Annotated in this window: 21 protein-coding genes; 3 read left to right on the top strand and 18 right to left on the bottom strand. The window is 58.4% G+C overall.

What is annotated here, in order from left to right; all coding sequences use genetic code 11:
- Positions 1 to 22: 22 nt before the first annotated feature.
- The 16 genes from LSG25_RS18170 to LSG25_RS18095 all read right to left on the bottom strand — a co-directional run bounded on the left by LSG25_RS18170 (position 23) and on the right by LSG25_RS18095 (position 15941).
- On the bottom strand, positions 23 to 2113 hold the full coding sequence (locus LSG25_RS18170) for a primosomal protein N' (RefSeq protein WP_232742279.1): 2091 nt from the start codon (positions 2111 to 2113) through the stop codon (positions 23 to 25).
- Positions 2114 to 2426: 313 nt separating this feature from the next.
- Positions 2427 to 3509 carry a uroporphyrinogen decarboxylase gene (gene hemE / locus LSG25_RS18165; RefSeq protein ID WP_232742278.1) on the bottom strand — a complete coding sequence of 361 codons (1083 nt, stop codon included), beginning with the start codon at positions 3507 to 3509 and terminating at the stop codon, positions 2427 to 2429.
- 30 nt (positions 3510 to 3539) lie between these two features.
- The gene (locus tag LSG25_RS18160) at positions 3540 to 4337 is read right to left on the bottom strand and encodes a hypothetical protein (protein WP_232742277.1); all 798 of its coding nucleotides are present in this window, start codon (positions 4335 to 4337) and stop codon (positions 3540 to 3542) included.
- A 137-nt stretch (positions 4338 to 4474) separates the two neighbouring features.
- Positions 4475 to 5935: an IS66 family transposase gene (locus LSG25_RS18155; protein WP_370636021.1), complete on the bottom strand. Its 1461-nt coding sequence runs from the start codon at positions 5933 to 5935 to the stop codon at positions 4475 to 4477.
- Between the two features lie 238 nt (positions 5936 to 6173).
- On the bottom strand, positions 6174 to 6506 hold the full coding sequence (tnpB, locus tag LSG25_RS18150; protein ID WP_232742276.1) for an IS66 family insertion sequence element accessory protein TnpB: 333 nt from the start codon (positions 6504 to 6506) through the stop codon (positions 6174 to 6176).
- Positions 6503 to 6904 (bottom strand): transposase, encoded by a 402-nt coding sequence (locus tag LSG25_RS18145; protein ID WP_232742275.1) that lies wholly within the window; start codon positions 6902 to 6904, stop codon positions 6503 to 6505. Before LSG25_RS18145 ends, tnpB begins: the two co-directional genes overlap by 4 nt.
- A gap of 278 nt (positions 6905 to 7182) precedes the next feature.
- The gene (locus LSG25_RS18140) at positions 7183 to 7605 is read right to left on the bottom strand and encodes a F0F1 ATP synthase subunit epsilon (RefSeq protein WP_232742274.1); all 423 of its coding nucleotides are present in this window, start codon (positions 7603 to 7605) and stop codon (positions 7183 to 7185) included.
- 9 nt (positions 7606 to 7614) lie between these two features.
- Positions 7615 to 9036: a F0F1 ATP synthase subunit beta gene (atpD, locus tag LSG25_RS18135; protein ID WP_232742273.1), complete on the bottom strand. Its 1422-nt coding sequence runs from the start codon at positions 9034 to 9036 to the stop codon at positions 7615 to 7617.
- A gap of 48 nt (positions 9037 to 9084) precedes the next feature.
- Entirely contained in the window at positions 9085 to 9996 is a 912-nt protein-coding gene (gene atpG / locus LSG25_RS18130; protein WP_232742272.1) for a F0F1 ATP synthase subunit gamma, read from the bottom strand.
- A 98-nt stretch (positions 9997 to 10094) separates the two neighbouring features.
- A complete protein-coding gene (gene atpA, locus LSG25_RS18125; protein ID WP_232742271.1) occupies positions 10095 to 11636 on the bottom strand; it encodes a F0F1 ATP synthase subunit alpha in 1542 nt (513 codons plus the stop codon).
- A gap of 35 nt (positions 11637 to 11671) precedes the next feature.
- Positions 11672 to 12211 carry a F0F1 ATP synthase subunit delta gene (locus tag LSG25_RS18120; RefSeq protein ID WP_232742270.1) on the bottom strand — a complete coding sequence of 180 codons (540 nt, stop codon included), beginning with the start codon at positions 12209 to 12211 and terminating at the stop codon, positions 11672 to 11674.
- Positions 12212 to 12225: 14 nt separating this feature from the next.
- Positions 12226 to 12696 (bottom strand): F0F1 ATP synthase subunit B, encoded by a 471-nt coding sequence (locus tag LSG25_RS18115; protein WP_232742269.1) that lies wholly within the window; start codon positions 12694 to 12696, stop codon positions 12226 to 12228.
- A gap of 132 nt (positions 12697 to 12828) precedes the next feature.
- Positions 12829 to 13071, bottom strand: coding sequence for a F0F1 ATP synthase subunit C (gene atpE, locus LSG25_RS18110; RefSeq protein ID WP_088603884.1), 243 nt, complete (start codon positions 13069 to 13071; stop codon positions 12829 to 12831).
- A gap of 105 nt (positions 13072 to 13176) precedes the next feature.
- Positions 13177 to 14055, bottom strand: coding sequence for a F0F1 ATP synthase subunit A (gene atpB / locus LSG25_RS18105; protein WP_232742268.1), 879 nt, complete (start codon positions 14053 to 14055; stop codon positions 13177 to 13179).
- Between the two features lie 62 nt (positions 14056 to 14117).
- Positions 14118 to 14564 (bottom strand): ATP synthase subunit I, encoded by a 447-nt coding sequence (locus LSG25_RS18100; RefSeq protein ID WP_232742267.1) that lies wholly within the window; start codon positions 14562 to 14564, stop codon positions 14118 to 14120.
- 600 nt (positions 14565 to 15164) lie between these two features.
- Complete coding sequence (locus LSG25_RS18095; protein ID WP_232742266.1) at positions 15165 to 15941, bottom strand: enoyl-CoA hydratase; 777 nt, start codon at positions 15939 to 15941, stop codon at positions 15165 to 15167.
- A gap of 75 nt (positions 15942 to 16016) precedes the next feature.
- Here LSG25_RS18095 and LSG25_RS18090 point away from each other — a divergent pair, with 75 nt between their 5' ends.
- A complete protein-coding gene (locus LSG25_RS18090; RefSeq protein ID WP_232742265.1) occupies positions 16017 to 17783 on the top strand; it encodes a M61 family metallopeptidase in 1767 nt (588 codons plus the stop codon).
- Here the strand turns inward: LSG25_RS18090 and LSG25_RS18085 are convergent.
- Positions 17780 to 18739, bottom strand: coding sequence for an NAD(P)/FAD-dependent oxidoreductase (locus LSG25_RS18085; RefSeq protein ID WP_232742264.1), 960 nt, complete (start codon positions 18737 to 18739; stop codon positions 17780 to 17782). The genes LSG25_RS18090 and LSG25_RS18085 overlap by 4 nt on opposite strands.
- An 86-nt stretch (positions 18740 to 18825) precedes the next feature.
- Between LSG25_RS18085 and folB the strand changes: the two genes are divergently transcribed.
- Both folB and ttcA read left to right on the top strand, forming a co-directional pair.
- Positions 18826 to 19185 carry a dihydroneopterin aldolase gene (gene folB / locus LSG25_RS18080; protein WP_232742263.1) on the top strand — a complete coding sequence of 120 codons (360 nt, stop codon included), beginning with the start codon at positions 18826 to 18828 and terminating at the stop codon, positions 19183 to 19185.
- A gap of 28 nt (positions 19186 to 19213) precedes the next feature.
- Positions 19214 to 20218, top strand: a complete 1005-nt coding sequence (ttcA, locus tag LSG25_RS18075; protein WP_232742262.1) for a tRNA 2-thiocytidine(32) synthetase TtcA — start codon at positions 19214 to 19216, stop codon at positions 20216 to 20218.
- Between the two features lie 86 nt (positions 20219 to 20304).
- Here ttcA and LSG25_RS18070 read toward each other — a convergent pair whose 3' ends face one another.
- Positions 20305 to 20874, bottom strand: coding sequence for a UbiX family flavin prenyltransferase (locus tag LSG25_RS18070; protein WP_232742261.1), 570 nt, complete (start codon positions 20872 to 20874; stop codon positions 20305 to 20307).
- Positions 20875 to 20912 lie beyond the last annotated feature (38 nt).

Genomic DNA, 20912 nt, shown 5'->3' with positions numbered 1-20912 from the left:
CAATGATACGCGACTGGCCGGCTTAAATTTCCAGCGGGTCCACCTCAAGCTGATAGCGCACTCTGGCTTTTGCCGCCAACTCGGGCAGGGCGGCCGACCATTGCGCCAAAAACACCTGGAGGGTCGGCCGATGGAGGCTTTCGACCAACAACTGCGCACGCTCGATATTGGCCACCCGCACCACTCGCAAAGGAACCGGATCATACAGAGTCAGGGCCGCGCCGCCATCGCCGATTTGTTCCTGCAACCAGACCCGCGCCTGCGCCAGGAAATCCAGAGCCAGCTTCAGTTCGCGGGCCTCGGCCGTCAAGAGCGCCTGAAAAGCACAAGGCGGTAAACCAATCGATTCACGCTCGGCCAGGCTGTACTGGGCGAATCCGGCATAATCGTGCCGCACCAGCGACTGATAAACCGGCTGGTCGGGATAGTCGGTCTGGATAATGACCTCGCCCCCCTTTACATGCCGCCCCGCTCGCCCCGCGACCTGCATAAGCTGGGAGAACAGGCGCTCCGGCGCCCGGAAGTCCTGCGCAAACAGCATGGCATCCGCATTCAGGACCCCCACCAGTCCCAGATTTACAAAGTCGTGGCCTTTGGCGACCATTTGAGTACCTACCAGCAGATCGTATTCTCCGGCATGAACCTTGGCGAACAAGGCGGCCGCACTGCCTTTCAGGCGCGTGCTGTCGGCATCGATGCGCGCGATCCGCGCCTGAGGGAACAGCTCGGCCAGATGTTCTTCGACCCGTTGCGTGCCGCGGCCCATGGGCCGCAAATCCTGATCGCCGCAATCGGGACAGGCATGAGGTGCCTGCACCTGATAGCCGCAATGATGGCATTGCAAACGATGGCGCCGGCCCGAACCCCGATGCAACACGGTATACGCGCTGCAGCGCGGGCACTGGCTGACCCACCCGCAGGACGCACAATTCAGAACGGGAGCATAACCGCGCCGATTCAAAAAAATCAGAGCTTGCTGACCCTGATCGAGACGCTCTTGAATGGCGTCGATCAATTGAGGCGAAAACCCCTGCTGCAAAACCAGCCTGCGGGTATCCACCAACCGAACCACGGGCAGTTCCACCGCGCGGGCCCGGTGCGCCAGCGACAACTTCAAATAATGACCGCGTTCGGCGTGATACCAGGATTCCAGCGATGGCGTGGCCGACCCCAGAATGACCGGCACCTGCCGGTCGTGGGCACGCCATACGGCCAGGTCGCGTGCCGAATAGCGTAAACCGTCCTGCTGCTTGTATGATGCGTCGTGCTCCTCGTCGACGATAATCAGCCCTAGCTTCGGCATGGGAGTAAAAATCGATAAGCGCGTACCCAGCAAAACCTGCGCTTGGCCGCGCTGGACGCTTAGCCAGGCACGCAAACGCTCGCCCTCGGCCAGCCCGCTGTGCAAAACGGCCAAGGCATTCGCGCCGGCCAGTGCGGCCAGGCGCGCGCGCAGCGACTGTTCGAGCTGCGGCGTCAAATTGATTTCCGGCACCATGAACAACACCTGTTGCCCGCGGGCCAGCACCGCCTGGGCCGCATGCAAATACACCTCTGTCTTGCCGCTGCCCGTCACACCATGCAGCAACAGCGTTTTATGGCCGTCAAGAGCATTGATCACCTGAACGGCGTCAGCCTGCTGCGCATTTAAAACCGGGGTCTGATCGGCGGCAATAAGCGGCAGAGCCGGCGCCTTGCGCTTGTCGAGGCGCTGTACCGGCCCGCCCGCGGAACGCTTGCCCTGATAGGCGGTCACCTTGCGCAAACCGGCAGGCAAGGCAGGCAGCATGACTTCACCCAGCGGACGCTGATAATACTGGGCGGCAAACCCGGCCAGCCGAATCCAGTCGGACGGCAAAGGCGGCAAATCGTCGAGTATCTGATCAATGGCCTTGATCTGGGCGGCATCAAACGCCGGGGTTTCCGGGGTGTCGACGACAACACCAATAAGCTTCCGGTGCCCGAACGGCACAATCACCCTCGCACCGATCGGCACCGCCCGATCGGCACGATAATCAAACAGCCCTGCCAGGGGAACGTCAAGCGCCACGCTGAGCCAATGCACTGTGATGCCGGTTTCGCTGTCGATCGCCCCGGCGGCATCTTCGATCATCGGGCCACGTCCAACTTAAAGTGTTTTCTTAAGAAATATGCCGAACACATGAGAATACGCCACCTTTGGCGTTTCAGCCCAAGCCTGTGGATAACTTTGGGGAAAAGGAATATAACAACTCTTGGAAAGTCAACCATCACATTTGCGCAAATCAGCCAAAGGCAATAAAAAAATATTTTTTATTTATATAAAACAATATGTTATGCACACAACCGAAAAAGTAACTAAGGTATGAATGACCTTTGTGCAAAGCAATAAAGTTATGTGTACAACTTCTATCTTCAGCCTATAAAACAAGCGCTTATATCCGGCTTCACCGCAGCATCGGATGATTTGAGCGGCTATAGTTGTGAACTTCATCGACCAGCACGGAAACTGCGTCGGGTGGGGTAAATCGGGAAATGCCGTGGCCCAGATTGAATACATGCCCGCCTGCTTCGACCACGCCGAAATCGTCAATGACGCGACGCGCCTGGGCACGTATGGCGCCTTCGCCGCCAAACAAGGCCATGGGATCCAGATTACCCTGAAGCGCCACGCTATCGGCGGTACGTTGACGCGCCCGGTGCAGATTGACCGTCCAGTCCAGGCCCACGGCGTCGCAGCCACAGGCCGCGATTTCTTCAAGCCACTGCCCCCCGCCTTTGGTAAATACAATAACAGGGACCGCCCGGCCTTCGCGTTGCCGGGTCAGGCCCTGCACGACCTTGCGGGTGTAAGCCAGCGAAAATTCCTGGAACAGGCCATCGGCAAGCACACCGCCCCAGCTGTCGAAAACCATGGCAGCCTGGGCTCCCGCCGCAATTTGCGCGTTGAGATACTGAATGGTGGACTGTGCATTGATGTCGAGCATGCGATGCAATAAATCGGGGCGCCCGTACAACATGCTTTTGATCAGGCGATAATCGTCGGACCCCTGCCCTTCAACCATATAGCAGCCTATGGTCCATGGACTGCCGGCAAACCCGATCAGAGGCACCTTGCCGTCGAGCTCTTTGCGAATGAGCGAAACCGCATCAAACACGTACTGCAAGCGCGACATATCGGGAACTGCCAGCTTTTGGACATCGGCTTCGGTACGCACGGGATGTGCAAACCGTGGCCCTTCGCCCGGCAAAAAATCGAGTCCCAGGCCCATGGCATGCGGGACGGTCAGGATATCGGAAAACAGAATGGCGGCATCGAGCTGAAAACGCTCGAGCGGCTGCAGCGTGACTTCACAGGCGAATTCGGGATTTTGCGCCAGCGCCATGAACGAACCCGCCCGCGCTCGAGTCTGGTTGTACTCGGGCAAATAGCGCCCCGCCTGGCGCATGAGCCAGAGCGGGGTATACGGTACAGGCTGGCGCATGAGAGCGCGCAAAAAGACATCATTTTTTAAAGAAGGCAAAGACACGGCTATCCTTATTCGGAAACAGGCCTGATTTTAACCGTCTGGAGGAATAAACGGGGAGCACTCGCCCCGATAGGGAGCCGCATCGATCTGATGTTTGCGCATGAGTGCCCAAAAAGCGCGCCGGTGTTTTTGCGCGGCGCGGGCCGCCATGGCAATATTGCCCGAATGCCGGCCCAGGGCCGCAGTGATATAGGCGCGTTCGAAACGTTCCACCACCTTGCTTTTCGCTGCCTGGAACGACTCTTTGGAAGTGGCGCAACGCGACGCGGTGGCAACCGCGTAGGCCTCGAGCTCGTGTCCGCCACGCTCGAGTATGGTGGCGCACAAGGCTTGTTCGGTTGCCGAGCCATTCAGACCCGGACCCGCCGGATACGCGGTATGCGTTTCCTTGAGCCGCGCAGCGCCCGCCGGCTCGCGCATTGGGTAACGCCGTTCATCGAGCAGTTGTTCGATTCGAACGCGCAACTCTTCGGGACAAATGGGATCGCGTACAAAATCGGCCAGGCCCAGGGCATACAGGTCATTGAGTGCCGCCGCCTTCAACTGATGGACCAGGGCCAGTACCGGTGTTTGCAAAAGCCCTTGCGCGGCCGATAAGACAGTGCGTACCCAGGCAAGATTGGATTCGGACACAGGAACCAGGCAGACGTCGAAGCGCCGCAACGGCATGGCGACGCGAGCGAGCACCTCGCAGGAATCCGCGCCGCCGGCCTGACTGTCCAGCGCCTGCACATGTACGCGACCACCCGCGTGCCTGCCCAGCCATGGGCGCACCCAGTCGCTGGTTCCTGGAGTACTCAATATTGCACAATCCAGACGTTCTCTCATGAATCCCCTCCTTGTTTGTGGACTGATGAAGCTGGCAGGAACAAGAATAATCAGGAGACCGTGGGCACGGCTATTCGTGAAAGGTAAGCGTCCGGCTAAACCATATTGACACGCCCGCGTAAAGCGGGCGTTGTCGTTTAGTGTGCAGTCGTCGGTCGCCAGTTATGCGGCAGCAGCTCGTCGATGCGGCTCGCCGGCTGTGTGGGCAGGCGCGTGAGTACGTCCTTTAAGTAGGCGTACGGATCATGGCCATTGAGCTTGGCTGACTGAATCAAGGTCATGACGGCGGCGGCCCGTTTCCCCGCGCGCAAGGAACCGGCAAACAGCCAATTGTTGCGGCCAATGGCGATCGGCCGGATCTGATTCTCGATCCAGTTATTGTCGATCGGCAACTGCCCATCATCCAGGTAACGCGTCAACGCCACCCAGCGTTTAAGGCTGTAGTCCAGAGCCTTGGCCGTGGCAGACCCGTCCGGCACGCGCTCTCGCTGGGCCAGCATCCAGGCCTGTAAGGCATCGGCCACAGGCTTGGCCTGCTCCTGCCGTCTTCGCCTTCGCTCTTCGGTAGTCAGGTCTTTCACCTGACGTTCGATTTCATAGAGCTGGCCCATGTAGTGCACGGCTTGCTGGGCAAGCTGACTCTTGGCCGCCACATGCAAGTCGAAGAACTTGCGCCTGGCGTGCGCCATGCAGCCTATTTCGGTAATGCCCTGGGTAAAGCACGCTTTGTAGCCGACGTAGTCATCGCACAGCAGACTGCCTTGCCAATCGCCCAGGAAGCTGCGGGCATGTTCGCCCGCCCGGCCTTCGGTAAAGTCGTAGACCACCGCACGCAGGTCTTCGAATGCACCCGGCGCATAGGCCCACAGGTAAGCCCGATGGGTTTTCTTCGTGCCAGGCTTGAGCATCTGCACGGGCGTTTCATCGGCATGCACGACGCGGTGTGTGAGGATCGCTTCGCGAAGCGCATCGGCCAAGGGCTGCAGCTGCACGCCACACACGCCCACCCATTCGGCCATGGTGGAGCGGGCGAGCTTCATGCCGGCTCGCTCGAAGATTTTTTCCTGACGGTACAGCGGCAGATGATCCGCGTACTTGGCCACCAGTACTTGCGCCAGCAAGCCGGTAGAGGCCATGCCCTTGTCGATGACGTGGCTAGGCACCGGCGCCTGGGTCAGCGTCTCGCATTTCTTGCAGGCCCATTTGCCACGGATATGGCGCTCCACCGTGAACAGGCCAGGGGTGTAGTCGAGCTTTTCGGATACGTCTTCGCCGATGCGCTGCAGCTGGCAACCACATTGGCAAGTTGTACTGTCAGGCTCGTGGCGATGCTCAACACGGGGCAGGTGCTCGGGCAGCGCGGCACGCTTGGGCTGCTGAACGGAGCGGGCGGCCGGTTGGCCGCGTAGCAGATCGAGTTCGGCTTCGATGGCCGCAATATCTGCGCCGACCGTGTCTTCCAACAAGCTGCCTTGCACGCCCGAGAGCTGCTCCCCCTTTTTGCCGAACTGGTAGCGGCGCAGATTGGCAATCTCGTGGGTCAGCTGCGCGATCTTGGCATCTTTGAAGCGGATGTCGTCGCGGTGGCCTGCGAGCATCTGTTCGCGGCGCATCAAGAGCTGGCGTGTTTGTTCCAATTCCTGTTCGTGGCGCAACAACTGCTCGGCCGTTTTAGCCAGCTTCTGCTCGTTCTCGCCCAGCTCGGCCATGAGGCCACGAACCTTCTCGCGCAAGGCGTGTGCATCAAGTTCGTCGAGGTTTTGGGCAGAAGCAATCATAGCCACCAGTGTGCCATGACCTGCTAGGGGTAAGCTATTGGCGGATGCCCCAATTGCATTACAAGACGTCGATGACCCCGCCCGGACCGATGCGCTGCCATGGCAGGCCGATGACCAGCGCCTGCAGTTGTTCATCGGTCAGGGGTACGTCGGGCGAACCGAGTCGTGGCCAAGTAAAGCCTCCCTTATTAAGCCGCCGGGCCGCCAGCCATATACCGATGCCGTCATGCACTAGTACCTTTATGCGGTTGGCCCGACGGTTCGCAAAGAGGTAGGCATGGTGAGGATGGGCCGCACCGAAGACCTTGACCACCCGCGCCAAGGCCATCTCGGTGCCCGCGCGCATGTCCATCGGTTCAACCGCTAGCCATATTTGGTCGACGCGAATCATCGCATCACAGCGCGCAGCCAAGTCGCACACTGTTCGGACTGAGCCATGGGCCAGCGTATCGTGGCCTTCAGGCCGTTGTGCTCGAACTCAATCGCGATGTCTTCGCGGACTACGGCCGTGATTTGTACCGCTTCAGATTGCGCACGTTGCAGCGGTATGAACTGCGCAGCCACATCACGCCGCACAGCGGGCATTGGCGCAGATTCAGGATCGCCGAAGCGCTCATGCTCCTGAATCCATTTGCGAAGCAAATTCGGATGCAGGTCGTGCGCCCGTGCTACAGCCGCTACGGAAACGCCACGCTGCTGACAACTGGCGACGACCTCAGTCTTGAACTCGATACTGAACTGACGCCGTTGGCGCCGACCTTCTTGTGCGGAAAGCTCGTAAGGATGCATTACTCCACCTACTGGGATGAATTACTCCACCAAGAAACTAGTGGAGCCGCCATCCTCTACGATCTGCCGCTCGGCCTCAAGATGGTTTTACCGGACGCATACCGTGAAAGTCTTAAATCGGGAAGTACGTATAGACGAAAGAGCGGGGACGGGGCTCCGCGGGGCCTATTGCTGTGGTTTCTTGCGAGGGCGCCTGGGGCCCTGCCGCGGCGCTTATATGCAAAGGGCGCCCACATGGGGCGCCCTTGCGAATCAACGACGGGCAAAGCCCGGCAATGCTAGTGGCGTATCTGCCTAAGCTTGCGCGCGGCCGCGGCCTGGGCTGCCAGCATGGCCAGCTCGGCTTCAACCACGGCGATATCGGCCTTGTCCTTGGTGTTGCGCAGCGCCTCTTCGGCACGATTGCGTGCTTCGATGGCCTTGGCTTCATCCAGGTCGGCGGCACGAATCGCCGTATCGGACAATACCGTGACCGTACCCGGCTGGACCTCGAGAATGCCGCCCGCCACAAAGATGTTTTCTTCGCCTTTGCCGTCAGCCAGCACGATCTTGACCGTACCGTGATTGATACGCGAGATAAGGGGAGCGTGACCGGGCAAAATGCCCAGCTCGCCCGACTCGCCAGGCAGAACCACGAATTTCGCCTCACCGGAGAAAATCGTTTTTTCCGCGCTGACCACATCAACTTGCAAGTTGGCCATGAGTAATCCTTATTGCAGTTTTTTGGCTTTCTCGAAGGCTTCGTCGATAGAACCCACCATGTAGAAAGCCTGCTCGGGCAAGGCATCGCACTCGCCGTCGACAATCATCTTGAAGCCGCGCAGGGTTTCCGTCAGGGGCACGTACTTGCCGGGCGAGCCGGTAAACACTTCGGCCACATGGAAAGGCTGGGACAGGAAGCGCTGAATTTTGCGAGCACGGGCCACAGCCTGCTTGTCTTCGGGCGACAGTTCGTCCATGCCCAGAATCGCGATAATGTCGCGCAATTCTTTGTAGCGTTGCAAGGTTTGCTGCACGCCGCGAGCCACAGCATAGTGCTCTTCACCCACGACTTGCGGATCGAGCTGGCGGCTGGTGGAGTCGAGCGGATCAACTGCCGGGTAGATACCCAGGGCGGCGATGTCGCGCGACAGCACCACGGTGGAGTCCAGATGCTGGAAGGTCGTGGCGGGGGAAGGATCGGTCAAGTCATCGGCAGGCACGTAAACGGCCTGGATGGACGTGATCGAACCGGTTTTGGTGGACGTAATGCGTTCCTGCAGCTTGCCCATTTCTTCGGCCAGCGTAGGCTGATAGCCCACCGCCGACGGCATGCGGCCCAACAGCGCGGACACTTCCGTACCGGCCAGCGTGTAGCGATAGATGTTGTCGACGAAGAACAGGATATCGCGGCCTTCGTCGCGGAATTTCTCGGCCATGGTCAAGCCCGAGAGCGCCACGCGCAGACGGTTGCCGGGAGGCTCGTTCATCTGGCCGAACACCATGGCCACTTTCGATTCGGCCAGGTTGTCCAGCTTGATGACACCGGCTTCAGCCATTTCGTGGTAGAAGTCGTTGCCTTCGCGAGTACGCTCGCCCACACCCGCAAACACCGACAGGCCGCTGTGCGCCTTGGCGATGTTATTGATCAGTTCCAGCATGTTCACGGTCTTGCCCACACCGGCGCCGCCGAACAGGCCTACCTTGCCGCCTTTGGCGAACGGGCAGACCAGATCGATAACCTTGATCCCGGTTTCCAGCAGTTCCACCGACGGCGACAATTCGTCGAAATGGGGAGCGTCCTGGTGAATCGAACGAAGCTCGGTGCTGTCGATGGGGCCCGCATCGTCGATGGGGCGGCCCAACACGTCCATGATGCGGCCCAGCGTACCCAGCCCGACCGGCACCGAGATCGGTGCGCCGGTGTCGCTGACAGCCATGCCACGACGCAAGCCGTCGGACGAGCCCATCGCGATCGTGCGAACTACGCCGTCGCCCAATTGCTGTTGCACTTCAAAGGTAAGCCCTTTTTCGGCGAATGCCGAGCTGTCGTCTGCCAGCTTGAGGGCGGCATAGATTTTGGGCATGCTATCGCGGGGGAACTGAATGTCCACCACGGCGCCGATGCACTGAACGATGGTTCCGTTACTCATGTCTAGTCCTTGCTAAATATCTTTGACGGGATGCCTTCTGCTTAAACCTTAAACAGCGGCAGCGCCCCCCACGATTTCTGAAATTTCTTTGGTAATGGCGGCCTGGCGGGTTTTGTTGTAAACCAGTTGCAGGTCACCGATGACTTTCTTGGCGTTGTCCGACGCAGCTTTCATGGCAACCATGCGAGCCGATTGCTCGGACGCCATGTTTTCTGCAACGGCCTGATACACCAAGCCCTCTACGTAACGCATAAGCAATTCGTCGATAACGGTTGTCGAATCGGGTTCGTACAGATAGTCCCAGCCGAAATTCGACTTCACCACGTTTTGCTCGTCTTCCTTGGCGGCACCTTCCGTCTGGAATGGATCTTCGAGCCCGTCAGGCAAGGGCAACAGCCGAATGAAGCTGGGATCCTGCTTCATGGTGTTCACAAAACGGTTTGTCGCGATGTACAAGGCGTCGATCTTGCCATCGACGAAAGCATCGATTTGCACCTTGATCGCGCCAATCAGGCGCTCGAGATTGGGCGCATCGCCCAATTGCACTTCCTGCGACACCAGATTCGCGCTGATACGAGCCAGTACGCCGGCACTTTTGTTGCCCAATGCCGTGGCCTGCACCTTGACGCCTTTTTGCTCGAAATCTTTCATGCGGGCAAGCACGAGGCGCATTATGTTGGTGTTCAGGCCGCCGCACAGGCCTTTGTCGGTCGAGACCACGATAATGCCAACCGCAGTCAATTTACCGGATTCGACCGTGTAAGGATGGCGGTAGTCGGGATGCGCCTGCATCAGGTGAGCAGCGATCTCGCGCACTTTAGTCGCATAGGGACGGCCGGCACGCATCCTTTCCTGCGCCTTGCGCATTTTGGAAGCAGCCACCATCTCCATGGCTTTGGTGATCTTGCGCGTGTTTTGCACGCTCTTGATCTTTGTTCGGATTTCCTTGATTCCGGCCATTACATTTTCCTGTCAGGGCGTTGTCGCGGGGTACATTTGCACCCCGCCTTACGTTTGGATAAGTGTAGCGATCGCCACATCACCCTCGCCAGTCAAACTTAAAAAGCACCGTGCTTTTTGAATTCCTGAACGGCGGCAACCAATTCGGTTTCGTCGTCTTTGGAAAGCTCTTTGGTGTCTTCGATGCGTTTGAGCATCGCTTCGTTCTTGGATTTGAGATGATCCTTCAGGGCTTTCTCGAAGCCAAGAACCTGCTCGACGGCAACGTCGTCGAGGTAGCCGTTATTGACCGCAAACAAGGTCACGGCCAGCTCCCAGACCTGCAAAGGCTGGTACTGAGGCTGCTTGAGCAGTTCGACCACACGTTTGCCGCGCTCGAGCTGACGGCGGGTCGCGTCGTCGAGGTCGGAGGCGAACTGTGCAAATGCGGCCAATTCACGATACTGGGCCAAGTCGGTACGAATACCGCCGGACAATTTCTTGATGACCTTGGTTTGCGCGGCGCCGCCCACACGCGATACCGAAATACCCGCGTTGATGGCCGGACGTACACCGGCGTTGAACAGATCGGTTTCGAGGAAGATCTGACCGTCGGTAATGGAAATCACGTTGGTCGGAACGAAGGCCGAAACGTCGCCGGCCTGGGTTTCGATAATGGGCAAGGCGGTCAGCGAGCCGGTTTTGCCCTTGATTTCGCCTTTGGTGAATTTTTCGACGTAATCGGCATTGACGCGCGCGGCACGTTCGAGCAGGCGGGAATGCAGGTAGAACACATCGCCGGGATAGGCTTCGCGGCCTGGAGGGCGGCGCAGCAGCAGCGATACCTGACGATAGGCCCAGGCCTGCTTGGTCAGATCGTCGTACACGATAAGCGCGTCTTCGCCGCGATCGCGGAAATACTCGCCCATGGTGCAGCCCGAATAAGCCGACAGGTACTGCATGGCGGCCGATTCCGACGCGCCCGCAGCCACGACTATGGTGTATTCGAGTGCGCCGAGTTCTTCGAGCTTGCGCACCACGTTGTTGATTGTCGATGCTTTCTGGCCAATGGCGACGTACACGCAGGTAACGCCCTTGCCTTTCTGGCTGATGATGGCATCGACCGCAACGGCGGTTTTACCGGTTTGACGGTCGCCAATGATCAATTCGCGCTGGCCGCGGCCGATTGGCACCATGGAATCGATAGCCTTGATACCGGTTTGCAGAGGCTGCGACACCGATTGACGGGCAATCACGCCTGGGGCGACTTTTTCGATGATATCGGTGGCTTTGGCATTGATGGGGCCTTTGCCGTCGATGGGGTTGCCCAGCGCGTCGACCACGCGGCCGCGCAGCTCCGGGCCGACCGGCACCTCAAGAATACGGCCCGTGGTCTTGACGGGGTCGCCTTCCGATATGCCGGTGTAGTCGCCCAGAATAACCGCGCCTACGGAATCGCGCTCGAGGTTGAGCGCAAGACCAAATACGTTGTTGGGAAACTCGAGCATTTCGCCTTGCATCACATCGGACAAGCCGTGGACGCGGGTAATGCCGTCGGTTACGGAAACGACCGTGCCTTGCGTACGTACGTCGGTCGACGCGCCCAAGCCTTCGATGCGGCTCTTGAGCAGTTCGCTGATCTCTGACGGGTTAAGTTGCATGTTCAGACTCCTGGAATCCTGTTATCTGGCGCGCATCAGGCGGCCAGCGTATCGCGCATGCGGGCCAACTGGGCCTGCACGGAAGTATCAAGTACTTGGTCGCCGACCATGACGCGCACACCACCGATCAGGGAGGCGTCGACAGTCACGACCGGTTTGAGTTTGAGGCCAAATTTTTTCTCGAGGCCAACAACAATTTGCTGAACCTGCGCATCGTCAAGCGCAAACGCGCTTGTGATTTCCGCAAGTGCAGTCCCATCGTGCCGGTTCTTGAGCGCATCGAACTGCTGTGCAATCTGGGGCAGGAACAACAAACGGTCGTTGCCGACCAGCAGCTCGATAAAATTACGCGCCGTCTTCGAAAGCGGCGATTTGATCAGGCCGGCAAACAGATCAGCGCGTTGGGCATCGCCCAGGCGAGGATCGGTCATTGCTTCACGCACGCTTTCTATGCTTGCCACTTGGGCAAGCTCGTTGACCAGATCCGACCACGATGCCAGGTCGGCCTGGTCGTCGCGGGCCGCAGCAAACAACGCTTCGGCGTAGGGTCTGGCGATAGTCGATAATTCAGCCATGGCTTGCCCTAATATTAGAGTTGTGCCTTAAGCTGATCCAGCAGCTCGGCGTGCACTTGTGCGTTAACTTCTCGTTTAAGAATTTGTTCCGCACCTTTGACAGCCAAAACGGCCACATCGGCACGCAAACCTTCGCGAGCGCGTTGAACCTCTTGCGCAGCGTCTTGCTTGGCTTGCGCAATGATTCTGGCTTTTTCGGCCTCGCCTTCACGGCGGGATTGCTCAATTAAAGCAGCGGCTTGCTTCTCGGCCTCTACCATGCGGGCATGGTTTTCAGTTTTCGCAGAAGCTTCTATCAGGCTGATGCGCGCCTGGGCTTGAGCCAAGTCGGCCTTGCCCTTGTCGGCGGCCGCCAGGCCATCGGCAATTTTCTGACGGCGATCGTCCATTGCTTTTGTCAGGGGTGGCCAGATGAATTTCATCGTGAACCAGCCCAGAACAAAAAACACGAGCATCTGGAAAAAGAGAGTCGCGTTTAAATTCACGGTCGTTTCCCTTTAATACTACGATTGTTCAACGCAAACACCACTAGATACATGATGTTCAAACCGTCGCATACTCATACTATGCCAAGTACAACAAACGGTGCTTGACCCGCGAATCGCGGGCAATTCCAATTACCCGACAAACGGATTGGAGAAGGCAAACAACATGGCAATACCAACACCGATCAGGAAGGCCGCATCGATAAGACCGGCCAGCAGGAACATCTTGGTTTGCAGAACATTCATCAACTCAGGCTGGCGAGCCGACGCTTCCAGATATTTGCCACCCATCAAACCGATACCGATACATGCGCCAATAGCGCCAAGACCAATAATAAGACCGCAAGCCAGAGCAACGAAAGCAACGTTGGTCATAACAACTCCTTGGTTAAAAACCGTGTAATCAAAAAGTCAAAAAAAATACACCTTGCAAGATGATCTTGCACCCCGGCCAGGCGATTAACCCTGGCCGGAAAACTATTAATGGCTTTCGTGAGCCTGACCTACATAGACCAAGGTCAGCATCATGAAAATGAACGCCTGCAACAACACGATCAGGATGTGGAAGATTGCCCACACCGACCCTGCTATTACCTGGCCGATCCCAAGCCCGAAGCTCATGCCATTAAATCCGGTCCATGCTCCGCCCAGCAGGGCGATCAGCATGAAAATCAATTCGCCGGCAAACATATTGCCGAACAACCGCATGCCCAATGAAAGCGATTTGGCGGCGTATTCGATGACATTCAGCAAAAAATTGAACGGCATGAGTACAACGCCCAAGACGCCATGCGCATGGAACGGTGCAGTAAATAAATCTTTGACGAAACCAAGGGGATGCTTGATCTTGATGCCGTAATAGAACATCAGGAGCAACACGCCCAGGGCCATGCCCATGGGTACGTTGAGATCGGCGGTAGGCAATATGCGATGGTAATAAAGTACATCGCCATGATGCGTGCCCAGGCCGGTCATTCTGAAGATCCAGCTCAGCATGTCGATAGGAACCAGATCCAGCGTGTTCATGAGAATGATCCACAGGAACACGGTCAGCGCCAGCGGTGTCATGAAACGGCGCGACACTTCGTTGGGCACAATGCTTTTGGCTTCTTCGTCGACCATGCTGGCCAGCATCTCGACCGACACCTGGAAGCGGCCCGGTACCCCGGTGGTGGCAGACTTGGCGGCGCGCCACAGCACATACACCACAATCAGGCCCATTAGAATGGCCCAGAACAGCGAGTCGTAGTTGACGATATTGAAATCGGCAATAACCGCTTGCTTGGCTCCAATATTGTTTAAATGAACCAAGTGGTGCTGAATATACTCAGACTGAGGCGAAATATCACTAGCAGCCATCTGAACCCTTATCCTGTTAGCCTATACCGAGAGCACAAGGCTCATGAAATCACTACTCGACGCTACCACCGCCTGCCCGGCAGGAGCAGCAGCACATAGCCTTTTAATACACACAGCAGCCCCAGCAAGAAGGCCGGCCAGACCAGCCAGCCGCGAGTCAAATGGACCGCAAGCCCCAGCAGCAGCAAGGTGGAAGCCAGTTTGAACGCCTCACCCAGGAAAAAGGTGAGCTCGCTCGGCTTTCCGGGGCCATACAGCCCCAATAACACCCGCACAGCAAACAACACATTGGGCACAAAGTAGGCTCCCGCCCCCATCAAGGCAGACAGCCCCGCAGCGGAGCCCGCCACCACCCACGAAAGCAAAGCCCCGAAACCGCCCATAGCAAGCTGGGCCATTAAAGCCCGCACTACCCCACGCCCGGCTCCGGTAACCAGAGCGGCGCGATCAGCTTCGCTAAGTTCGAGTTTGGCTTCTGATTCGATGCCCGGCTTAAATCCCGGGGGCATATCCTTTGAAGCCCTGCGCCCCGAATCTACATCTGCCTTGCATTCGCTTCTGTGTTCGCCGCGAGTGTGTTCACCGCCCTTCCCGCTGTTTCTTCCACTGACGTCCACTGTTTCTTCCACTGTCGCCACTGTTTAAACCCGTACCGCCCGATTCTGCCCGCGTACACACCCGCGCCGGCGGCTTTCACTAATTTTGTATTGCCGATTTCGTACTGCGTTTTACCTTGCCGTGTCATATCGTGCAGGAGGTATCTTGCACGTAATAACTTGCTTGATACTTACAGATATATAACCCGCATATGAGCCCCACATAGAAATCCAATACTTGCCAACAACACGGCCAAATATCCGGTTTTATGTGCCAAGCCGCCCGGGATTTTTATTCCGCTGGCGTCAAACTCAGAGAGTATAGCTTGATTTCAAAAGGGTAAGCAACTTGTCAGCTAGCCGTTTATGTAACCTTCACGGTAAATTTGTAGATAAACAACGCTTATATGCATTTTAGCTTTTAGCTATATAGACGGGGAAGCCGCTTACAAAAAAAAGGTCAAAAAAGCCGTCTCGCGACCGCCCCGTCAGAGGCAAGAGACTGCTGCACGATTAGCGGTTCTTGAACTTGGGCGGCCGTTTTTCGGTAAAGGCAAGCATCCCTTCCTTTTGGTCTTCGGTCGCGAACAAAGCGTGGAAATTGCGGCGCTCGAACAACAAGGCGTCGTTCAAAGGGGCCTCGTAGGCCCGATTGACACACTCCTTGGCCATAATGACCGACGACAGGGACATTGAAGCGATAATCGTGGCCGCCTCAAGCGCTTCATCGAGCACCCGTTCGACAGGCACTACCCGCGATACCAGGCCGGCTCGCTCGGCTTCGGCAGCATCCATCATGCGTGCCGTCAGCACCAGATCCATGGCCTTGGCCTTGCTGACGGCGCGCGGCAGGCGCTGCGTGCCGCCATAGCCGGGTATGACGCCAAGCTTGATTTCGGGCTGGCCGAAACGGGCATTCTCGGCGGCGATAATAAAATCGCACAGCATGGCCAGCTCGCATCCGCCGCCCAGTGCGTAACCCGCCACCGCCGCGATAATCGGTTTGCGTATGCGCTTGAGGGCCTCCCAGTTATGGCCCAGATAATCCTGCCCATAGACATCCTGAAAGGTCCAGTCTTTCATGGCGCCGATATCGGCGCCTGCGGCAAACGCCTTTGCGCTGCCGGTCAGGACCATGGCGCCGATATTGTCGTCGGCGTCGAAAGCACGCATGGCTACGGCCAGCTCGTCGATGACCTCGTTGCTTAGAGCATTCAGGGCCTTGGGACGATCAATGGTCAGCAGGCCCACACGGCCGCGAGTCTCTACTTTTACGAGCGGTGCACTCATATTGTCTCCTGCACAGTAAGATATGGAATTGAAAAACCGAACCAATACATTGCGGCCCAGGCCATCCAGTCAAGAATGAAAAAAGAACCCCTACTTTACAGCCTTAGCCCTTTCGACCCCGCCGGACATCGATTCAAGGTGCAATTAAGCATTCAACGACCCGACCCGAAAGGCCAGGAACTGACCCTGCCGGCCTGGATCCCAGGTAGCTATCTTATTCGAGATTTCTCGCGCCAGGTTCAGACCTTGCGCGCCGCCTGCAAAGGCAAAGCCGTGGCCATGCGTAAAACGGGCAACCACAGTTGGCAATGCGCGCCTTGTCAAGGACCGCTGGTAGTCGAATACCTGGTTTACGCCTGGGATCTTTCGGTGCGCGGCGCCCATTTCGACGAATCGCACGCTTTTTTCAATGGCGCCAGCGTCTTCCTGAGCGTCACTGGCCAGACGCATGAACCCTGCCTCGTCCGGCTCAATCCGCCCCCGCACGTCCGCGGCTGGAAGGTCTATACCAGCCTGCCCGCCGCCCATAACCACCCCGAAGCCGCCAGGCACCATGGCTTTGGCGTCTATCTGGCCCCCGATTACGATGCGCTGATCGATCATCCGATCGAGATGGGTACCCCGCAGGTGGCACGATTCAAAGCGCACGGCGCCGAACACGAGATGGTGTTTACCGGCGTGCTGCCCAATCTGGATCTGGAGCGCATTGCCCGCGATACGCAGAAAATCTGCGCCGCACAAATCGCCCTGTTCGAGCCCATCAGCAAAAAGGCGCCATTTCTTGACTCGGCCGAACGCTACGTCTTCATGACCATGGTTACCGGCGACGGTTATGGCGGCCTGGAGCACCGCGCCTCGACAGCGCTCATGGCCGCGCGCCAGGACCTCCCGTCTCTGGACGCCGAGCCGGGCGAAGGCTATCAGACTTTCCTGGGCTTGGTCAGCCACGAATATTTTCATACCTGGAACGTCAAGCGCATCAAGCCCGCGGCGTTTTCCCCCTACGACCTGAGCCGTGAAAACCATACTCGCCTGCTTTGGGTATTTGAAGGCTTCACGTCCTATTACGACGACCTGATGCTGCTGCGCTCGGGCGTGATCAAACCAGACGACTATCTGCGCATGCTGGGCAAAGTCATCAGTACGGTGCACCGCAGTGCCGGGCGCCACAAGCAATCCATCGCCGACAGTTCATTCGATGCCTGGACCCGCTATTACAAGCAGGACGAAAACTCGCCCAATGCCATCGTCAGCTACTACACCAAAGGCTCGCTCGTCGCACTCGGCCTGGATATTGTCATCCGCCAGGGCTCGCAAGGCGCGTACTCGCTCGACGACGTCATGCGTTTGCTGTGGGAGCGCTACGGACGCGACTTTTACACAGGCGGCGGCAAGGGCATTGCCGAAAGATCCATGACCCGCCTCATACGCGAGGCAACGGGAGTCGATGTCGCCGATTTTATCGCCCGCCATGTCGATGGCTGCGAAGATGTGCCTCTGGCTCGGCTCTTGCCCTTGCAGGGCATCGCCATGGCCTGGAAGCCGGCCTCGGGCATTCCCGCCCTGGACGTGCGCACGCGCAGCGTCAACGGCGAAACCCATATCGCCACTGTGTATGAAGGCGGGGCGGCCCATGCCGGCGGCTTGTCGGCCGCAGACGTCATCGTCGCGGTCGACGGTCTGCGGGTAGCCGAACCGGCCAGCCTGGACAAACTGCTGGCACGCCACAAAGCGGGCGACAAAGTGCTTGTCCATGTTTTCCGGCGCGACGAATTACGTGCCTTCACCGTTACCCTGGCCGCGCCCGCGGCCAGCGAATGCCGGCTCTCGTACGCTGGCTAGCGCCAGTTATCGACAATAACAGCGGCCTCGATCGGGCGATCCGCATCCAGCTGATTTTCGATACGGGCCTGTATGGCCTTGGCCGCGGTCACCCCGTCGGCCAGGGCGGTCACGACGCAGGGATGCTGCCGCTGCGCCACTTCGCCTATGGCATAGACCCCCGCACAACTGGTTTCAGCCGTTAGCGCATGCGTGTCCAAAAAACCCCGCACGGAGCGATCCAGCGCAAGATTATCGGCAAAATCCACGCAAGGTTCCCAGCCATAAAAAACCAGCAGCACATCGTACGGCCGATCATTGACCCGCAGCGCCTGGACATCGACCTTGTAGGGCCCGATCGCAATATTGGCGGGTGACACCTGGCGTACAAATTGCTGCTGCGCGCGCACGTGCCTTGCATAAATGTGCGCCGCACTGGCCCCCTTCCCCAGCGCATACAAGGCATTTTCGAAAGCATTGTCGCCGCCGCCCAGAATCGCCACCCGCTTGTCGCGGAAATCGTGCGCCACAATATGTTCGCCAGGGCCTGTCAACACCCGATCGGCGTGTCCGGAGCTGCGCGCGGCGCGATCCAGCTCAGGCAAAGAGCAAGCCTTCACGCCGCTGGCCAACACCAGATAGCGTGCGACCAGCGGCGTGGCGCCACTGCCGCGCGTCACGGCAAACCCTTGCGGGCAACGCTGTATCTGCTTCACCGGGCAAGACAGCAGGACAGGCACGGCGGCCTGCTCCAGGCTCAAGGCCAGATTGTCGGCCACCTGGGGGCCCGTCATGCCAGGCAAAGTCGCATTCCATTCATCGTAGAACGGGTTCGAACGGCATAGCCCGCCGATTTGCGCGCCCGCTTCGACCAGCAGCGGAGCCAGGCCCAAACGCGCCAGCCAGACGGCGCACGACACGCCCGCCGGGCCACCCCCGACGATGATCGCGTCAAACTCCTGAGTCTCTGCTTGCATTCCTGCTCCTGGTTCATCATCTCAAATTGTAGCGAGCCGGTGTCATTCTGGCACTACAATTCAGGCACTTGATCAAGGTTGACCCTATGCCCACCCGTCGCATTTTTTTCTCCCGGCTTGCCCTCGATGCCCATATAGGCATTCTGGAACACGAATTGCGCACCACGCAGCCTTTGCACGTCGACGCCGAATTCGATGTCAATATCACCCAGCAGGTGCACGACCAGAAACTCCAGACCGTGCTCGATTATCGGCTGCTGCGCAATGCCATCGTCGAAGAGTGCACACAGGTGCATGTGAACCTGCTCGAAACGCTGTGCGAAAAAGTGGTGGAGCGCCTGCTGCGCGACTTTCCCGACATCTGTCAGGTTAAAATCCGTATCAGCAAGCCCTTGGCCTTTTCCGACTGCGAGGCCGTAGGCATCGAGGTCCAGCGCAGCCGCTAGGCTCGCCCCTGACCGTCAAGCAACAATCATGCAAACCGATACTCTCATCAATTCCAGCCGTAGCGAACCGACTCCCGACGAACTGCGCCGCCGCGCCCATAAGCAGCGCGTCGATGACAACAAGCTCGCCAAACGCCTGATCCGCGAAACCGGGCGCGCCATCAGCGACTTCAACATGATCGAAGACGGCGATAAAGTCATGGTCTGCCTGTCGGGAGGCAAGGACTCATACAGCCTGCTCGATATCCTGCTGACGCTGAAGGCCCGGGCCCCGATCAAGTTCGACATCATTGCCGTCAATCTCGACCAGAAGCAGCCAGGCTTTCCAGAGCACGTCCTGCCCGATTACCTGAGCGCCCTGGGCGTGCCGTTTCACATCGAAACGCAAGACACCTACTCGGTTGTCACCCGGGTCATACCCGAAGGCAAAACCATGTGCTCGCTATGTTCGCGCCTGCGGCGCGGCATTCTGTACCGCGTGGCGAGCGAACTGGGCGCCACAAAAATCGCCCTGGGGCACCACCGCGACGACATACTGGGCACCTTCTTCCTGAATCTGTTCTATGGCGGCCGCATGAAAGCCATGCCGCCCAAGCTCATGTCCGACGACGGCAAGCATATTGTGATCCGGCCCCTGGCCTACGTGCCCGAAAAAGACCTGATCGCCTACGCGGCCCTCAAGGAATTTCCGATTATTCCCTGCAATTTGTGCGGCTCCCAGGAGAATCTCAAGCGCAAGGAAGTCAGCCGCATGATCGCCGACTGGGACAAGAAATTTCCCGGCCGCTCATGGAATGTATTTGGCGCCCTGTCGCGCGTCGTGCCCACCCATCTGATGGATAGCCAACTCTTCGATTTCGCCGGCCTGCAAACCACGGGCATCGCCGACGAAAATGGCGATAAGGCTTTCGATGGCGACACGTTCGGATCCCCCGCGGCCATGCCCTTCGGCGACGAAGGCGAGGAAAATTCCAACGCCCCGGCCGCAGCCAGAAAAATTACCCTGATGACAGACCTGCGCAAGTTGCCGTAGATGCCGACGGCGGCGTAGGGGTGGCCCTTGCGGCCGCCCATTGTCTATATGTACCCGCCAAAACGGGTGGGCATAGGGCCCCACCCCTACGGCTGCATTCCTTCCCAATGCGGGCCGGGCACCTGGATATCGAATAGTTCCAGCACCCTGGCCACGGTATGGTCGACCATTTCGTCGAGGGTCTTGGGATGATGATAAAACGCCGGCAGCGGCGGAAAAATGACTCCGCCCATCTCGGTAACGGCCGTCATATTGCGCAAATGGGCCAGATTGAAGGGCGTTTCCCGCACCATCAGGACCAGACGGCGGCGCTCCTTGAGCGTCACGTCGGCCGCCCGGGTAATCAGATTATCCGAAAAACCATGCGCCACCGCCGCCAGGGTACGCATCGAACAGGGCACCACCACCATGCCCGCCGTGGCAAAGCCGCCGCTGGCCAAGGCGGCGCCCACATCGCGGAAGCTGTAAACCCGATCGGCCAGGGCGTGGACGTCCTGGCGGGAAATCCCCAGCTCATATTTGATATTCAGCACGCCCGAGGGCGACACCACCAGATGCGATTCCACATCGGGTACGCCGCGCAAGGCCTGCAACAGGTGCACCGCATACGTTGCACCTGTTGCGCCGGTAATGCCTACAACGATGCGCCGGGTCATGGACAGGCCTGGGCATCAACCGCGGGATGATCGCCGAC

The sequence above is a fragment of the Paralcaligenes sp. KSB-10 genome (genome assembly GCF_021266465.1).
Taxonomy (GTDB): Bacteria; Pseudomonadota; Gammaproteobacteria; order Burkholderiales; family Burkholderiaceae_B.
Note: the sequence above shows the minus strand (reverse complement) of the source record. Positions and strands in the feature narration are given on the sequence as shown.

Bases quoted from the DNA above. Each gene is read 5' to 3' on its own strand.
- atpE (WP_088603884.1), bottom strand. From the start codon at position 13,071: ATGACCAACGTTGCTTTCGTTGCTCTGGCTTGCGGTCTTATTATTGGT.
- LSG25_RS18170 (WP_232742279.1), bottom strand. From the start codon at position 2,113: ATGATCGAAGATGCCGCCGGGGCGATCGACAGCGAAACCGGCATCACA.
- LSG25_RS18090 (WP_232742265.1), top strand. From the start codon at position 16,017: ATGAAAAAAGAACCCCTACTTTACAGCCTTAGCCCTTTCGACCCCGCC.
- LSG25_RS18160 (WP_232742277.1), bottom strand. From the start codon at position 4,337: ATGAGAGAACGTCTGGATTGTGCAATATTGAGTACTCCAGGAACCAGC.
- LSG25_RS18120 (WP_232742270.1), bottom strand. From the start codon at position 12,211: ATGGCTGAATTATCGACTATCGCCAGACCCTACGCCGAAGCGTTGTTT.
- LSG25_RS18155 (WP_370636021.1), bottom strand. From the start codon at position 5,935: ATGCTCGCAGGCCACCGCGACGACATCCGCTTCAAAGATGCCAAGATC.
- LSG25_RS18100 (WP_232742267.1), bottom strand. From the start codon at position 14,564: ATGCCCCCGGGATTTAAGCCGGGCATCGAATCAGAAGCCAAACTCGAA.
- atpD (WP_232742273.1), bottom strand. From the start codon at position 9,036: ATGAGTAACGGAACCATCGTTCAGTGCATCGGCGCCGTGGTGGACATT.
- atpB (WP_232742268.1), bottom strand. From the start codon at position 14,055: ATGGCTGCTAGTGATATTTCGCCTCAGTCTGAGTATATTCAGCACCAC.
- atpA (WP_232742271.1), bottom strand. From the start codon at position 11,636: ATGCAACTTAACCCGTCAGAGATCAGCGAACTGCTCAAGAGCCGCATC.
- LSG25_RS18070 (WP_232742261.1), bottom strand. From the start codon at position 20,874: ATGACCCGGCGCATCGTTGTAGGCATTACCGGCGCAACAGGTGCAACG.
- LSG25_RS18085 (WP_232742264.1), bottom strand. From the start codon at position 18,739: ATGCAAGCAGAGACTCAGGAGTTTGACGCGATCATCGTCGGGGGTGGC.
- LSG25_RS18140 (WP_232742274.1), bottom strand. From the start codon at position 7,605: ATGGCCAACTTGCAAGTTGATGTGGTCAGCGCGGAAAAAACGATTTTC.
- LSG25_RS18095 (WP_232742266.1), bottom strand. From the start codon at position 15,941: ATGAGTGCACCGCTCGTAAAAGTAGAGACTCGCGGCCGTGTGGGCCTG.
- folB (WP_232742263.1), top strand. From the start codon at position 18,826: ATGCCCACCCGTCGCATTTTTTTCTCCCGGCTTGCCCTCGATGCCCAT.
- ttcA (WP_232742262.1), top strand. From the start codon at position 19,214: ATGCAAACCGATACTCTCATCAATTCCAGCCGTAGCGAACCGACTCCC.
- atpG (WP_232742272.1), bottom strand. From the start codon at position 9,996: ATGGCCGGAATCAAGGAAATCCGAACAAAGATCAAGAGCGTGCAAAAC.
- LSG25_RS18145 (WP_232742275.1), bottom strand. From the start codon at position 6,904: ATGCATCCTTACGAGCTTTCCGCACAAGAAGGTCGGCGCCAACGGCGT.
- tnpB (WP_232742276.1), bottom strand. From the start codon at position 6,506: ATGATTCGCGTCGACCAAATATGGCTAGCGGTTGAACCGATGGACATG.